The organism is Rathayibacter rhapontici, assembly GCF_001995175.1.
In the GTDB taxonomy this organism is placed as follows: Bacteria; Actinomycetota; Actinomycetes; order Actinomycetales; family Microbacteriaceae; genus Rathayibacter.
Genome location: NZ_MUKN01000006.1, coordinates 59,473 through 74,520, shown reverse-complemented (window position 1 = coordinate 74,520; position 15,048 = coordinate 59,473). Strand labels below are relative to the sequence as shown.

Genomic DNA, 15,048 nt, shown 5'->3' with positions numbered 1-15,048 from the left:
GGGGACGCGCATGAGGGGGACGGACACGACGGGGGCACCGCGGCCGGCGGTCGGCCGGGACGACGGGCACGATCTGCCGGGGGTGCATCTGCGCTGGCTCGCGCTCGACGAGCAGACGCTCGACGCCGAGCGCCTGCTGCCGCTGCTGACCTCGGCGGAGCGGCAGCGCTACGAGGCGACGGCGGCCGCGTCGGTCGCCGAGCGCTTCGTCTTCGGGCGCGTGCTGCTGCGGATGCTCGCCGCGGAGCTCACCGGCGGGAGCGCCTCCGGCATCGATGTCGTGGCCTGCTGCCCGGGCTGCGCGGGACCGCACGGACGCCCGCGGCTCGAGGGTGCGGATCCGCTCCTCGCCACGCTGTCGGTCAGCGTCGCGCACTGCGCAGGAGCAGTGGTGGTCGCCGCCAGCAGCGCCGGTGTCGTGGGCGTCGACATCGAGCCGGCGGCGGGGTCCGCCGAGCGCGGCGCGCAGATCACGCGGGTCGCGGGAGCGCCGTTCTGGGTCGGGGCGGCCCGGCCGGCCGATCCGATCCTGCACTGGACGCGGATCGAGGCGGTGCTGAAGGCCGATGGGCGCGGGCTCGAGGTCGATCCGCACCGCGTCCTCATCCACGAGTCGCGGATCGCGGCGGAGGCGCGGATCGACGGGGTGCGGTTCCGGCTGGCCGAGCCGCGGCTCGACCCCGCGTTCCGCGTCAGCGTCGCGCTGGGCCCGGTCGAGGGGCGCGGCACCGGTCCGATCATCGGCTGGCGGCGCGAGCACTCCGAGGCGCTCGCCGACTCGCTGGTGTCAGCGGGCCGGTAGCGCGGGCAGCTCCTCGTCGAGGAGCCAGGTGTCGAGCAGCTCGTCGACCGCGGCGGCGAGCAGCTCGGTGCAGAGCTCCCGGAAGTCCTCGTCGGTGACCGCGCCGTCGGCGTGCCGGCGCGTCCACTCCCGCACCAGGGCGAAGAACGGCTCGTCGCCGACGTGCAGCCTCAGGGCGTGCAGGGTGAGCGCGCCCCGCTTGTAGACGCGATCGTCGAAGAGGGAGACGGGGCCCGGGTCCGCCAGCACGAGATCCTCGGGCTGCGCCCGCAGGAGGGAGTGGTGGCGCCGGGCGAGGGAGTCGGCGGAGGGTCCGCCCGCCTGCTCGGACCAGAGCCACTCCGCGTAGCAGGCGAAGCCCTCGTTGAGCCAGATGTGCCGCCACCGGGCGACGCCGACGCTGTTGCCGAACCACTGGTGCGCGAGCTCGTGGGCGATCAGCCGCTCCGATCCGCCGCGTCCGTCGACGTGGTTCGCGCCGAAGACGGCCATGCCCTGCGCTTCGAGCGGGATCTCGAGGTCGTCGGCGGTCACGACGACGGAGTAGCGCGCGAACGGGTAGGGGCCGAAGAGGCGCTGGAAGAGCTCGAGCATCGCGGCGAGCGGAGCGAAGTCGCGCGAGGAGCGCGAGGCGAGCGCCGCCGGGCGCGCGATCGTGACGGGCACGCCCGCGAGCTCGCGATCCTCGAGGGCGTAGCGCCCGATCTGCACCGAGGCGAGGTAGGTGGCCGTCGGCTCCCGCTGCTCGTACAACCAGGTCCTGCGGCCGGATCGCGCGCTCGAGTCGACCAGCACGCCGTTCGCGACGACCGCGTAGCCCTCCTCGGCGGTGATGCGGAAGCGGTAGGCGGCCTTGTCGGCGGGGTCGTCGTTGCAGGGGAACCACGTGGACGCGCCGGTCGGCTGCGAGGCGACGAGCACGCCGTCGGTCAGCTCCTCCCAGCCGAGCTCGCCCCAGTGGCTCGCGCGCGGTGCCGGATGGCCGCTGTACTCGACCTCGACGACGAACGGCTCACCCGTGCGAAGCAGGGTCTCGGGAGTCACGCGAAGCTTGTGCGGTGTCTGCGCGTGCTGGGCGCGGCGCCCGTCGACGCGCACCCGCCCGACCCGCAGGCGGCTGAGATCGAGGCTGAACCGTCGCAGCGGCTGCAGGGCGACCGCCCGGATCAGGGCGCGCGCGGCGAGCCGATTGCTCGAGACGCGGTAGTCGAGCTCGAGCTCGTACGACTCGACGCGGTAGCCGGTGTTGCCGATACCGGGGACGTAGGTGTCACCGGCGGTCTCGAGTCCGAGCTGCGCGGGGCTCACGCGACGGGCGCGTGGTAGTCGGCGACGCGCACGTCGCGCCACGGTCCGATCGGATTGCCGCTCCAGCGGCTGCCCGCCGGGACGAGCTCGCCGCGCATCACGAGCGACGAGGGGCCGACGGTGCCGTGCTCGGCGATCCGAGCCGCGGGGAGGATCACGCTGTGCGGTCCGAGGGTCGCTCCGGTGTCCAGGCTCACGGCATCCATGCTCATGATTCGATCATGGAACAGGTGGGTCTGCACGACGCATCCGCGATTGACGGCCGCTCCGTCGCCCAGCACGACGAGATCCGCCTCCGGGAGCCAGTAGCTCTCGCACCAGACGCCGCGGCCGATCCGAGCGCCGAGGCTGCGGAGCCACCACACGAGCGCCGGGGTGCCGGCGGCGGCGTGCGCGAACCAGGGTGCGGCGATCATCTCGGTGAAGGTGTCGGCGAGCTCGCTGCGCCAGATGAACGAGGACCAGAGCGGATGCTCGCCCGCGCGGACGCGTCCGATCAGCAGCCACTTCGCCGCGGTCGTGACGGCGGCGGCCACCGCTCCGGCGGCCAGCAGCACGACTCCGCTGAGCAGCATCGCGACGATCGCGCCGAACGTCTGGACCAGCGCGAGCAGGGCGACCACGACTCCCGAGCCGATCGCCACCGAGACGACGACGGGGACGAAGCGGAACAGCTCCCAGACGATGCGGGCGACGCGCAGGCGCGTCGGCGGGCGGAAGGTGCGCTCCGCCTCCGCCTCGACGACGGTCCGGCGCAGGCGCACCGGGGGAGAGCCGAGCCACGAGGAGCCGGCCTTGGACTTCCGCGGGGCCGAGGACAGGACTGCGACGAGTCCGCCGGCCGGGACGGTGTGACCCGGAGCGGCCATGCCGGAGTTGCCGAGGAACGCGCGCTCGCCGATCTCGGCACGGGCGAGGCGCATCCAGCCGCCGCCGAGGGCGTAGGAGGCGACCAGGGTGTCGTCGGCGAGGAAGGCGCCGTCGCGGATCGTCGTCATGGCCGGTAGCAGGAGCACGGTCGACGCCTCGACGTCGCGCCCGACGCGCGCGCCCAGCAGGCGCAGCCAGACGGGAGTGAAGAGGCCGGAGTAGAGCGGGAAGAGCAGCGTGCGGGCCTGGTCGAGCAGGCGCTCCGTCGACCAGACCTGCCAGCCGATGCGGCCTCGGACGGGGTGGGTGCCGGGCTCGACGCCGAGGCCGAGCAGGCGGACGAGGAGGACGACGAGTCCCGCGAGCGCCGCTCCCGTGACGGCGACGGCGGGCACCAGGGCGAGGAGCGCGCGAGGGACCGCCTCGGCGAGCGTGCCGGAGCCCTGGACCGCGACGGCGATCACTCCCACGCCCGCACCGAACGAGAGGATCGGCACGGCGGCGAGGCCCACCGCCGCGAGTGCGTACGCCCAGACCCAGCCGGTCGCCCTCGGCGGCCGCTCCTCGGGGAACCCTGCGTTCGCCTTGCCCAGGCGCTGCGCGGGCGAGCCGCCCCAGCGCTGTCCGGCCGGCACCCGCCCGAAGACCGCCGACCCGGGCTCGATCTGCGCGTGCTTGCCGATGCGGGCGCCGGGGAGGAGCGTGCTGCGCGCGCCGACCGTGCTGCCCGCGCCGACGCGGACGGCGCCGACGCGCACGACGTCGCCGTCGATCCAGTAGCCGGACAGGTCGACCTCGGGCTCGATCGCGGCGCCCCGGCCGAGCGTCAGCATGCCGGTGAGCGGAGGGAGGGAGTGCAGGTCGACGTCCTCGGCGATCCGGGCGCCGAGCGCCCGGGCGTAGTACGAGACCCAGGGCGCTCCGGCGAGGCTCACGGCGCCGAGCTGGTGGGCGACCTGCTCGGCGAGCCAGAGCCGCAGGTGCACGCCTCCGCCGCGCGGGTGGTCGCCCGCGCGCACGCCGCGCAGCAGGAGGCGGGCGGCGATCACGGTGAGGCCCATGCGTCCGAACGGCGTGCAGAGCAGGACGAAGGCGGGCACGAGCACCGCCGGCCACACGGTGGGGAGGAAGCCGAAGCCGGGCAGCAGATCCAGGAGCGAGCAGACGGTCAGCAGGGCGACGAGCCAGCGTGCGCCTCCCAGGATCAGGAGGGGGGCGCCGAGCACGGTCTGCAGCACCTGCATCCGCCGGGGGACGGGTGCGATGCGGTGATCGGAGACGGGTCCGAGGCCGGTCGCGCGGCTCGCGATCTCGGCCGCCATCGCGGCGAGGCGCGGGTGCGCGTAGACATCGGCGACGGTGAACTCCGGATCGCGCTCGCGGATCCGGGCGACGAGCTGCGCGGCGGCGAGCGAGCCTCCGCCCAGGTCGAAGAAGTCGGCGCGCTCGTCGACCGGGACGCCCAGGACCTCGCGCCAGCGGGCGGCGAGCCAGGCGGTCTCGGGGTCCAGCGCGTCGTCCGACGGCGCCGCCTCGGCGAGCGGCCAGGGCAGGGCCGCCCGGTCGACCTTGCCGGACGTGCGGGTCGGGAGCTCGTCGACGACGGCCAGCAGAGGGACCAGGGCGGCGGGGAGCTCGGCGCGCAGCCGGGCGAGGGCGGCGTCGCGGTCGAGCTCGCGGCCCGCGGCGAGTGCGAGGTAGCCCACGAGGACCTGGTTGCCGGCGGCCGTGGTGCGGACCGCGGCCGCTGCTCCGGACACCCCCGGCAGCGCCTGCAGGGCGGACTCGACCTCGCCCAGCTCGATGCGGCGGCCTCCGAGCTTGACCTGGTCGTCGGCGCGGCCCTGGAAGACGAGGCCCTCGGCCTCGTAGCGCACGAGGTCGCCGGAGCGGTAGGCGCGCTCCCAGCCGAGCAGCGGGGCGGGGGCGTACTTCTCGGCGTCCTTCGCGGCGTCGAGGTAGCGCGCCAGCCCGACACCGCCGATGACGAGCTCGCCGACCCCGCCCTCGGGAACCCGGTTGCCCTCGGCGTCGACGACAGCGAGCCGCCAGCCGTCGAGCGGGAGGCCGATGCGCACCGGCCCGGGTCCGCCCAGCGGTGCCGCGCACGCGACGACGGTGGCCTCGGTCGGGCCGTAGGTGTTCCAGACCTCGCGGCCCTCGACGGCGAGGCGATCGGCGAGCTCCGGCGGGCAGGCCTCTCCGCCGAAGATCAGCAGCCGGACGTTCTCGAGCGACTCGGCCGGCCAGAGGGCGGCGAGTGTGGGCACGGTGGAGACGACGGTGATGCCGTGGGTGGTCAGCCAGGGGCCGAGGTCCATGCCGCTGCGCACCAGGGAGCGCGGCGCAGGCACCAGGCACGCGCCGTGGCGCCAGGCCAGCCACATCTCCTCGCAGGAGGCGTCGAACGCGACTGAGAGACCGGCCAGCACGCGATCGCCTGGGCCCAGCGGCTCCTGCTGCAGGAACAGCCGCGCCTCCGCGTCGACGAAGGCCGCGGCGGAGCGGTGGCTGACGGCGACGCCCTTCGGGGTGCCGGTGGAGCCGGAGGTGAAGATGATCCACGCGTCGTCCTCGAGCGCGGGCGGCTGGAGCAGCGGGATCGACGCGGTGCTGGGATGCGGCGCGGTCCCGGTGAAGAGGAGGGCCGGCGGCTCCTCCGCGGTCCGCTCGAAGCGGCCTGCCCCGGTGACGACTCCGCGCACGCGCGCTTCGCCGAACACGAGCCGCGCGCGCTCCTCGGGGTCGTCCGCGTCGACCGGGACGTAGGCGGCGCCGGCGGCGAGGATCGCGAGGATCGCGAGGTAGAGCTCGCGCGATCCGCTCGCCATGCGGACGCCGACGCGGTCGCCGCGCCGGACTCCGGCGGCCGTCAGCTCTCCGGCCGCTCCGACGACGCGGGCGAGGAGCTCCCGATAGCTGAGGGCGCCGGCGGGGTCCTCGAGGGCGGAGGCGTCGGGGTGGAGCCGGGCGCTCTCGCGCAGCACGTCGATGAGGGTGCGGGGCGGCGCCGCGAGGGCGCCGGCGTCGAGGTGGTCCTGCACGAGGGTCGTCTCCACGTCCGGTCTCCGTTCCGGCCGCGCGCGGGGGAGGGGCACGGCCGGGGCGTCACGCTAGGAGCACCGGGTGTCCGGCGGGTGAACAGGGCGTGCCCGGCAGCCCACCCGGCGAGCGGGAGGGCCGCCGGGCACGACGGGTCGACGGGTCAGTGCCCGACGGGCAGCGGGGCGTCGGACTCGACGGGACGGCGGACGAAGAAGGCCGCGACGATCGCGAGGGAGGCGATGGACGCTCCCCAGACGAAGGCCGAGTGGATGCCTCCGGCCGAGGCCGTGATCTGGTCGGCACCCTCGCGGGCGAGCGCGGCCGACTGGATCGAGAGGACGGTGACGAACAGCGCCGTGCCGGCCGCGCCTCCGAGCTGCTGCACGGTGCCGATGATGGCGCTGCCGTGCGAGTACAGCTTCGGCTTCACCGAGCCCAGGCCCGCGGTGAACAGCGGCGTGAAAACGAACGCCAGCCCGAGGCTCAGCACCACGTGCAGCGACAGGATGAACATCGACGACGAGTTCTCGTCGAGAGCGGTGAAGCCCCAGAGCGCGGCGGCGACGACCACGGAGCCGGGCACGAGCAGCACGCGCGGCCCGAAGCGGTCGTAGCCGCGTCCGACGAACGGCGCCAGGAGGCCCATCAGCAGCCCGCCGGGGAGCAGCAGCAGACCGGTCTCGAGCGGCGTCAGCCCGAGGACGTTCTGCGTGTAGAGCGGCAGCAGGATCAGCGTGCCGAAGAGCGCCGACATGCTCACCGCCATCATCACGATCGCCACGGTGAAGCCGCCGGAGGTGAAGGTGCGCAGATCGAGCAGGGCGCGATCGGTCCGCTGCAGCGAGAGCTGGCGCAGGATGAAGCCGGCCAGGCCGAGGCCCGCGACGACGAACGGCACCCACGGAGCGACGACCGCCTCGCCGCCCTCGCCGAGCGAGCTGAGGCCGTAGACCAGGCCGCCGAAGCCGAAGACCGAGAGCACGACCGAGAGGGAGTCGATCGGGATCCTGCGCGGCTCCGTCACGTTCTCGACCTTGCGCAGGCCCAGGAGCAGCGCGCCGACCGCGATCGGCAGCACGATCCAGAACATCCAGCGCCAGCTAAGGAAGTTGAGGATGACGCCCGAGATGGTCGGGCCGACGGCGGGGGCGACCGAGATCACGATCGAGATGTTGCCCATCATCCGGCCGCGGATCGACGGCGGGACGAGGGTCATCACCGTGGTCATCAGCAGCGGCATCATGATCGCCGTGCCGCCGGCCTGCACGACGCGCGCGGCCAGCAGCACCTCGAAGGTGGGAGCCAGCGCGGCGCTGAGCGTGCCGAGGCTGAACAGGGTCATGGCGGCGGCGAACAGCGTCCGCGTGTGCAGGCGCTGGATGAGGTAGCCGGTGATCGGGATCACGACGGCCATCGTCAGCATGAACGCCGTCGACAGCCACTGGCCCACGTGCGCCTCGACGCCGAAATCGCGCATCAGGTCGGGCAGCGCCACGCTCATGATCGTCTCGTTGAGGATCACGACGAACGCCGACACGAGCAGCAGGCTGATGACGAGGCGGCTGCGGGGGTCGAGCACGGCGGACGGCGCCGGCGTACGGTCTCGGGGTGCGGCGGACTCCCGCGTCTCGGGAAGGGTGCGCTCGGTCACTGGGTCTCCGGTCGTGAGGTCGTGCAGGTGTCTGGTGAGGCGGGTGCGAGGTCGCACGGAGGCGACGACGACCGACTGCGCATCGCGGCGGCGCCGTCGGTGCCGGTCGCGCAGGGCTCGAGGTGTCAGAACCTTCCCAGGTGCCTCCGGCATTCCCGATCCGACGAGATCCGTCGCCGTCGGACGGGATCAGGCCCGCTCGACGACCTCGGCGAAGGCCGACGCGGCGCGCTCGGCGTCCTCCGCCGTCGACTCCGCTCCGAAGCTGAAGCGCACGGCGGTCTGGGCGACGCGCGCGTCGATCCCCAGCGCCAGCAGCACGTCGGAGGGCTCGTCGCGACCGGCCGCGCAGGCCGAGCCGCTCGAGACGACCACTCCGCGCTCCTCCAGTGCCAGCAGGATCGACTCGCCGCTGCGGCCGGGCACGACGTAGGCGGCGATCGACGGCAGCCGGTGCTCCGCCGATCCGGTCGCGGCCGCCCGGGGCGCGAGCGCGGCGACCCTCTCGGCGAAGGCGTCCCGCACCGCGGCGACACGAGCGGCGCGCGACGGGTCGACGAGCGACACCGCGGTGCCGAGTGCGACGGCGAACGCCACGTTCTCGGTGCCCGAGCGCCGGTCCCGCTCCTGGCCGCCCCCGTGCACGAGCGGCTCGAACGGCAGCCGACTGCGCAGCATCAGCGCGCCGACCCCCTTCGGAGCGCCGAGCTTGTGCCCCGAGACCGAGACGGCGTCGGCCCCCATCGACGGCAGGTCGAGCCAGCCCGCCGCCTGGACCGCGTCGACGTGCAGCGGGACGCGCTGCTCGCGGCAGAGCGCGGCGACCGCCGGCACGTCCTGCACCGTGCCGATCTCGTTGCTCGCGGCCAGGATCGACACGAGCGCGGTCCCCGGCGTCAGCAGAGCGGCCAGCGCCTCGAGGTCCAGCCGTCCGACGGAGTCGACCGGCGCGACCACGACCTCGAAGCCGTGCACGCGGTGCAGGAAGTCGGCCGACTCCACCGTCGCCTCGTGCTCGATCGCCGAGATCACGATCCGCCGCTCCCGGGGCGCTCCGAGCGCGAGGCCCTTGACCGCCGTGTTGATCGACTCGGTGCCGCCCGCGGTGAAGAGCGTCTCGGAGGCGCGCCCGCCCAGGAACCGGGCGACGCGTCCCCGCGCCTCCTCGAGCGCTCGCGCCGCGGCTCCGCCCAGGGCGTGACTGCTCGACGGATTCCCGAACTCGCCCGTCAGGAACGGCCACATCGCCTCGAGCGCCTCGCGGCGCACCGGCGAGGTCGCCGCGTGGTCGAGGTAGATCACGGAGCGGGCGCGTCGATGTCGATGTCGAGCCCGAGGTCGAGCGAGCGGACGCTGTGCGTGAGCGCGCCGACCGAGATCACGTCGACGCCCGCCTCCGCGATGGCCCGCACCGTCTCGAGGTTCACGCCGCCGCTGGCCTCGACGACCGCTCGGCCGCCGATGAGCGTCACGCCCTGGCGCAGCTGCTCCGGAGTGAAGTTGTCGAGCATGATCGTGTCGGCCCCTCCGGCGAGCGCCGGCTCGATCTGCTCGAGGCGGTCGACCTCGACCTCGATGTGGGTGGTGTGCGGCACGGCGGCCCGTGCCGCTCGAAGCGCGGCTGTCAGGTCGATGCCGCGCTGGGCGAGGATCGCGAGGTGGTTGTCCTTCGCGAGGATCGCGTCCGACAGGGAGGAGCGGTGGTTGCGTCCGCCGCCGCTGCGCACCGCGTGGCGCTCGAACGCGCGGAGCCCCGGCGTCGTCTTCCGCGTGTCGACGATCCGCGCCCGCGTCCCCTCCACCGCCTTCACGTAGTGCGCGGTCAGGGTGGCGATGCCGCTCATCCGCTGCACGAGGTTCAGCGCGACGCGCTCACCTCGCAGCACGCCGCCGGCGGGACCGTCGATCTCGGCGAGCACGGCGCCCGCGGTGAACGAGGCGCCGTCCTCGATCAGCACGCTCGTGCGGATGCGGGAGTCGGCCTGCAGCATCGTGCCGACCAGCACGGCTCCGCCGCTGAAGACCCCCGCCTCGCGGGCGACGAGCCGGGCGGACGCCGTCGCGTCGGCGGGGATCAGCGTCTCGGTGGTGATGTCGCCCCAGGGGGCGTCCTCTTCGAGGGCGAGGGTGACGAGGCGTTCGATGCTCTGACGGGTCAGCACGGCACGGCGACCTTTCTTCTTCCGGCGACGCGGTACGCGGTCGCTCGGTGAGGGGGTGGTCGGTGCGGTGGTGGGCGCCGCGCGACTCCGACCGGGCGAGAGCCGCGTCGATCAGGGCCCGGCCGCACTCCACGAGGTTCGCGTCCTCGAGACTGCGGAGCGAGAGAGGAGCCTCGGCGCCGCGGAGCACCGCCCGTGCGCTCTCGAGCCCCGTCGCGTCGCGCGACACCCCGGCTCCGGCCCACATCGCCGCCTGCAGCGCCGAGCGGTCGAGGGCGAGCGGAGTGACGGGACGGGCCGCCGCGGCGGGCGCCGTCGCCGGAGCGGTCGCGTCCAGGGCCTCCGCCGTCCGACGGGCGAAGACGACGCCCTCGAGCAGGCTGTTCGACGCGAGCCGGTTCGCGCCGTGGACACCGGTGCAGGCGACCTCGCCGACGGCGAAGAGGCCGGGGAGGCTGGTGCGCCCGTCGAGATCGGTGGCGACGCCGCCCATCCAGTAGTGCGCGGCCGGAGTGACGGGCACGAGGTCCTCGGCGAGCGAGAGGCCGTTCGCCCGGCAGGCGGCCGAGATGCTCGGGAACCGCTTCGCGAGCACCGCGGGGTCGAGGTGGCGGGCGTCGAGGTGCACGGGCAGACCGCCCTGGAGCCGCATCCGCTCGGCGATCGCCCGGGCGACGACGTCGCGGGGCGCGAGCTCGGCGTCGCGGTGGACGCCGGTCATGAAGCGCTCGCCGGCGGCGTCGCGGAGCACCGCTCCCTCGCCGCGGACCGCCTCCGAGACGAGGAAGCCGCCGGGCAGCGCGAGCGCCGTGGGGTGGAACTGGTAGAACTCCAGGTCGGGCGCCTCGGCTCCGGCGCGCAGGGCGGCGGCGAGCCCGTCGCCGGTGGCGACCTCCGGGTTCGTCGTGTGGCTGAACAGCGGCCCGCGCCGCCCGTTGCGAGGACGACCGCATCGGCGTCGATCCGCTCGACGGAGCCGTCCCGCAGGACGTCGACGCCCACCACCGCGAGCCCCGGGCGGACGAGATCGACCAGGGCGGTGCGCTCGAGCACGGTCACGGGGGCGGCGCGCACGGCGCGCACGAGCGCCTCCTCGATCGCCGAGCCGGTCGCGTCGCCCCCCGCGTGCAGGATGCGCGAGCGCGAGTGAGCCGCCTCGAGTCCCCGGGCGAGGTCCTCGCCGTCGCGGTCGAACCCGACGCCCCACGCTAGCAGCGCGGCCACGGCGGCCGGCCCCTCGGCGCAGAGCACCTCGACGGCCGAGCGCGAGCAGAGCCCCGCTCCGGCGGTCAGGGTGTCCTCGACGTGCAGGGCGACGGAGTCGTCCGCGGACGTGACCGCGGCGATCCCGCCCTGCGCCCAGCGCGTGCTCGACTCCGCGATCGCGCCCTTGGTGACCAGCACCACCTCGCGGCGGCGCGCGGCGAGCAGCGCGGTCACGAGCCCCGCGATCCCGCTGCCGACGACGACGACCCGCGACACGTCAGGCCGCCGTCGGAGCCGTCGGGCCGGTGGGCGGGACGGCCGCGAGCATCCGCTCGAGCGCGATCTCCGCCTCGGCCTTCACCGAGTCGTCCACCGAGATGCGGTTGTGGACGACACCGGAGACCAGGCCCTCGAGCACCCAGGCGAGGTAGCCGGGGTGGATGCGGTACATGGTCGAGCACGGGCAGACGACGTCGTCGAGGCAGAAGATCGTGTGCTGCGGGTACTGCACGGCGAGGCGCTGCACCAGGTTGATCTCGGTGCCGATCGCGAAGGTCGTGCCGGCCGGGGCGGCCTGGATCGCCTTAACGATGTAGTCCGTGGATCCGTACTCGTCGGCGGCGTCGACGACCGCCATCGGGCACTCCGGGTGCACGATCACGCGGACGCCGGGGTGCTCGGCGCGCGCCTTCTCGATCTGGCCGACGGTGAAGCGCTTGTGCACCGAGCAGAAGCCGTGCCAGAGGATCACCTGCGCGTCCAGGAGCGTCTGCACGTCCGAGCCGCCCTGCGCCTTCCGCGGGTTCCACATCGGCATGCGCTCCAGCGGAACGCCCATGGCCTTGGCCGTGTTGCGGCCCAGGTGCTGGTCGGGGAAGAAGAGCACGCGCTGCCCGCGCGCGAACGCGTCCTCGAGGACGGTCGCGGCGTTCGAGGAGGTGCAGACCACTCCGCCGTTCCGACCGCAGAAGGCCTTCAGCGCGGCGGAGGAGTTCATGTACGTGACCGGGATCAGCGGCACGCGGCCGTCGGCGTCCGGCTCGGTGCCGTAGAGCTCGGTGAGCTCGGCCCACGCGTCCTCGACCGAGTCTATGTCGGCCATGTCGGCCATCGAGCAGCCTGCGGCGAGGTTGGGCAGGATCACGGCCTGCTCGGGGCGCGAGAGGATGTCGGCCGTCTCGGCCATGAAGTGCACGCCGCAGAAGACGATCGCCTCGGCGTCCGGACGGCTCTTCGCCGCCTTCGCGAGCTGGAAGGAGTCACCCACGAAGTCGGCGTACTGCACCACCTCGTCGCGCTGGTAGAAGTGGCCGAGCACGACCACCCGGTCGCCGAGCGTCCGCTTCGCGTCCAGGATGCGGCGGTGCAGCTCGTCGGCGCTCGCCGCGGTGTACTCCTCGGGGAGCCTGCCCTGCACGGGGGCCTCGGCGGGGATCGGATCGGCCTGCGACGCTCCAGGGCCGTAGGCGGGGAAGCCGAGGTCGAACGACCAGGGCGCGTCTGCGAGCTCGGGGGCGCAGGTCTCGCCCGGGGCTCCCCGCTCGATGAGCTGGATGGTGCTGTCGACGGATGTCACGTGTCTCTCCTCGGATGGTGCGGACGGACGGGCAGTGCCGGTGGGACGCGGGAGGGCGCTCAGACCGGCAGCGGCCCGTTGTCGACGAGTGCCACGGACTCGTCGTAGCGGTACAGCCGCGGAGGGCGGTGACGCGTGCCCGCCAGCCGCTGCTCGGTGGGCACCACGGTCTTGGACGCCTCGATCGTGCGGCGGAAGTTCGCCGGATCGAGGGGCTTCTGCAGGACGGCCTCGTGCACCTCGCGCAGCTGCGCGAGGGTGAAGGTCTCGCCGAGGAAGGCCTGCGCGATGCGGGAGTACTCCATCTTGTTGCGCAGGCGCCACAGGGCGTAGTCCACGATCAGCCCGTGATCGAAGGCCAGCTCGAGCGGCAGGTCGGTGCACAGCCAGGTGACGTTCTCGCCCACGATCGCCTCGTCGGCCTCGGAGGTGCGCACGAGCGCCCAGTAGACGATCGAGACCACGCGGCGCTCGCCCGGGGAGCGGTCGGGGCCGCCCACGGCGTAGAGCTGCTCGAGGTAGCGGGGAGCGAGTCCGGTGGTCTCGCGGAGCGTCCGACGGGCGGCCTCGGCGAGGTCCTCGTCCGGGCGCAGCGGCCCGCCCGGCAGGGCCCACAAGCCCTCGAACGGCTCCCGGATCCGGCGGACGACCGGGATCCAGACGGTGCTCGCCCCGGTCTCGGGATGCGGGCGCAGCGCGAAGATGACGGTCGAGACCGCGAGCTGCGGTACGGCTGCATCCATGTCGGATCCCTACTAAGAGTCGCACTGACTGTAAGTGCTGCGGCGAGCTTAGTGTCACTCCGACCCGAACACCAAACGCCGCTCCGTTCCCGCGAGCTCCGGCGCACGGGACGAGCCGCTCCCGGACGGCATCCCGCTGAGGGAGGACAGCGCCCGCACCCGCCCGCTAGGGTGAGCGGACAACCGAATACCGGGCCGCATACGCGACGCGGGAGAGCCGACTCCGTCGGCACCGAAGGAGCAAGCCTCCCCGCCAATCTCTCAGGTCTTGTACCGCGTCGAACTGGCCACTCTGGAAATGCGTCGCGGAGCGACGAGCCGCCTGCGCGGTCCGAACACTCCGACGAGGCAGCCCACGGTGAAAGCGCCGCTCCGAGCGGCGTGAACCTCTCAGGCATCCCGACAGAGGGGGAGTTCCCACGGCACTGCTGTGCCTCGCACCATCGACCTGTGCGGGCGCGTGCGCAGCACTGCGACGAATTGGAGAACTCATGTCCGAGACCCGAACGACCCTTCCCGCCGAGACCCCGGAATCGCGCCGCTCCCCGCTGCACGACGTGCACGTGGCGGCCGGTGCCTCCTTCACCGACTTCGCCGGCTGGTGGATGCCGGTGCGCTACTCCGGCGACCTCGCCGAGCACCACGCGGTGCGCACCGCCGCCGGACTCTTCGACCTCTCCCACATGGGCGAGATCCTGGTCGTCGGCCCCGAGGCGGTGGACGCCCTGGACTACGCGCTCGCGAGCGACCTCAGCGCTGTCGCCGTCGGTCGCGCCAAGTACACGCTCCTCCTGGACCGCACGGGCGGAGTGATCGACGACCTCGTCGTCTACCGCACGGGCGAGGACCGCTTCATGGTCGTCGCGAACGCCTCGAACCGCCACGTGGTCGCCGAGCAGCTGCGCGACCGCACGGCCATGTTCGACTGCGAGCTCTTCGACGAGAGCGACGACGTCGCCCTGATCGCGATCCAGGGCCCCAAGTCGCTCGAGATCCTGCAGAACGTGCAGGGGCTCGCCGTCGAGACCGAGCGGGGGGCGGAGTCGGTGCTCGACACCGACGACGCCGCGCGCCTGCTCGAGGAGCTGCGCTACTACCGCGCCGTGCCCGCGACCTTCGAGGCGCACCCGATCCTCATCGCCCGCACCGGGTACACGGGAGAGGACGGCTTCGAGATCTACGTCGCCCCCGACACCGCGCCCGCGCTGTGGGAGGCGCTCGCCGAGACGGGCGCCGGTGCGGGTCTCGTCCCGGCCGGACTCGCCGCGCGCGACACCCTCCGCCTCGAGGCGGGCATGCCGCTCTACGGTCACGAGCTCTCCCGGGAGATCTTCCCGGCGCAGGCGGGCCTGGGCCGGGTGGTCGCGTTCGGCAAGCCGATCGACTTCGTCGGCCGCGCCGCCAGCGAGGAGGGCCCCGCCGGGGACGCTCCCGTGCTCGTCGGCCTCGTCGGCGAGGGCCGCCGGGCCGCCCGCGCCGACTACCCCGTCTTCTCCGAGAGCGGCGACGAGATCGGAGTCGTCACGAGCGGCGTCCTGTCGCCCACCCTCGGCGTCCCCATCGCCATGGCCTACGTCGCCCCCGCGCAGGCGCAGCCCGGCACCACCGTCTCCGTCGACATCCGCGGCAGCCGCCTCCCCATGACCGTCTCCGCCCTCCCCTTCTACTCCAGAAAGAAGATCTGA

At 73.8% G+C, this 15,048-nt stretch carries 9 protein-coding genes, 1 pseudogene and 1 riboswitch; of the genes and pseudogenes, 2 read left to right on the top strand and 8 right to left on the bottom strand.

Translation table 11 applies throughout. The features are described 5' to 3' along the window. The first annotated feature begins 10 nt into the window (after nt 1-10). On the top strand, nt 11-802 hold the full coding sequence (locus B0T42_RS03330) for a 4'-phosphopantetheinyl transferase family protein (RefSeq protein WP_139344400.1): 792 nt from the start codon (nt 11-13) through the stop codon (nt 800-802). On the opposite strand, the gene B0T42_RS03325 is transcribed toward B0T42_RS03330, so the two are convergent. The 8 genes and pseudogenes from B0T42_RS03325 to B0T42_RS03290 form a co-directional block, all read right to left on the bottom strand. Continuing rightward, complete coding sequence (locus tag B0T42_RS03325; RefSeq protein ID WP_077221931.1) at nt 788-2,110, bottom strand: M1 family metallopeptidase; 1,323 nt, start codon at nt 2,108-2,110, stop codon at nt 788-790. The two genes, B0T42_RS03330 and B0T42_RS03325, sit on opposite strands and share 15 nt — an antisense overlap. Further along, a complete protein-coding gene (locus tag B0T42_RS03320; protein WP_173892288.1) occupies nt 2,107-6,039 on the bottom strand; it encodes a Pls/PosA family non-ribosomal peptide synthetase in 3,933 nt (1,310 codons plus the stop codon). Before B0T42_RS03320 ends, B0T42_RS03325 begins: the two co-directional genes overlap by 4 nt. 146 nt (nt 6,040-6,185) lie before the next feature. Then, nucleotides 6,186-7,604, bottom strand: a complete 1,419-nt coding sequence (locus tag B0T42_RS03315; protein WP_236720088.1) for a DHA2 family efflux MFS transporter permease subunit — start codon at nt 7,602-7,604, stop codon at nt 6,186-6,188. A 261-nt stretch (nt 7,605-7,865) separates the two neighbouring features. Beyond that, nucleotides 7,866-8,978 carry a cysteine desulfurase family protein gene (locus tag B0T42_RS03310; RefSeq protein WP_077221929.1) on the bottom strand — a complete coding sequence of 371 codons (1,113 nt, stop codon included), beginning with the start codon at nt 8,976-8,978 and terminating at the stop codon, nt 7,866-7,868. Then, entirely contained in the window at nt 8,975-9,838 is an 864-nt protein-coding gene (gene nadC / locus B0T42_RS03305; protein ID WP_077221928.1) for a carboxylating nicotinate-nucleotide diphosphorylase, read from the bottom strand. Before nadC ends, B0T42_RS03310 begins: the two co-directional genes overlap by 4 nt. Nucleotides 9,839-9,845: 7 nt before the next feature. Further along, nucleotides 9,846-11,320: pseudogene (gene nadB / locus B0T42_RS03300) on the bottom strand (L-aspartate oxidase); the annotation flags it as partial. Between the two features lies 1 nt (nt 11,321). Then, nucleotides 11,322-12,620: a quinolinate synthase NadA gene (gene nadA / locus B0T42_RS03295; RefSeq protein WP_055788466.1), complete on the bottom strand. Its 1,299-nt coding sequence runs from the start codon at nt 12,618-12,620 to the stop codon at nt 11,322-11,324. Nucleotides 12,621-12,679: 59 nt separating this feature from the next. Then, complete coding sequence (locus B0T42_RS03290; RefSeq protein ID WP_077221927.1) at nt 12,680-13,363, bottom strand: NUDIX hydrolase; 684 nt, start codon at nt 13,361-13,363, stop codon at nt 12,680-12,682. A 199-nt stretch (nt 13,364-13,562) separates the two neighbouring features. Further along, a riboswitch (glycine riboswitch) is annotated at nt 13,563-13,649 on the top strand. A gap of 205 nt (nt 13,650-13,854) precedes the next feature. Here B0T42_RS03290 and gcvT point away from each other — a divergent pair. Beyond that, nucleotides 13,855-15,048 (top strand): glycine cleavage system aminomethyltransferase GcvT, encoded by a 1,194-nt coding sequence (gene gcvT, locus B0T42_RS03285; protein WP_077221926.1) that lies wholly within the window; start codon nt 13,855-13,857, stop codon nt 15,046-15,048.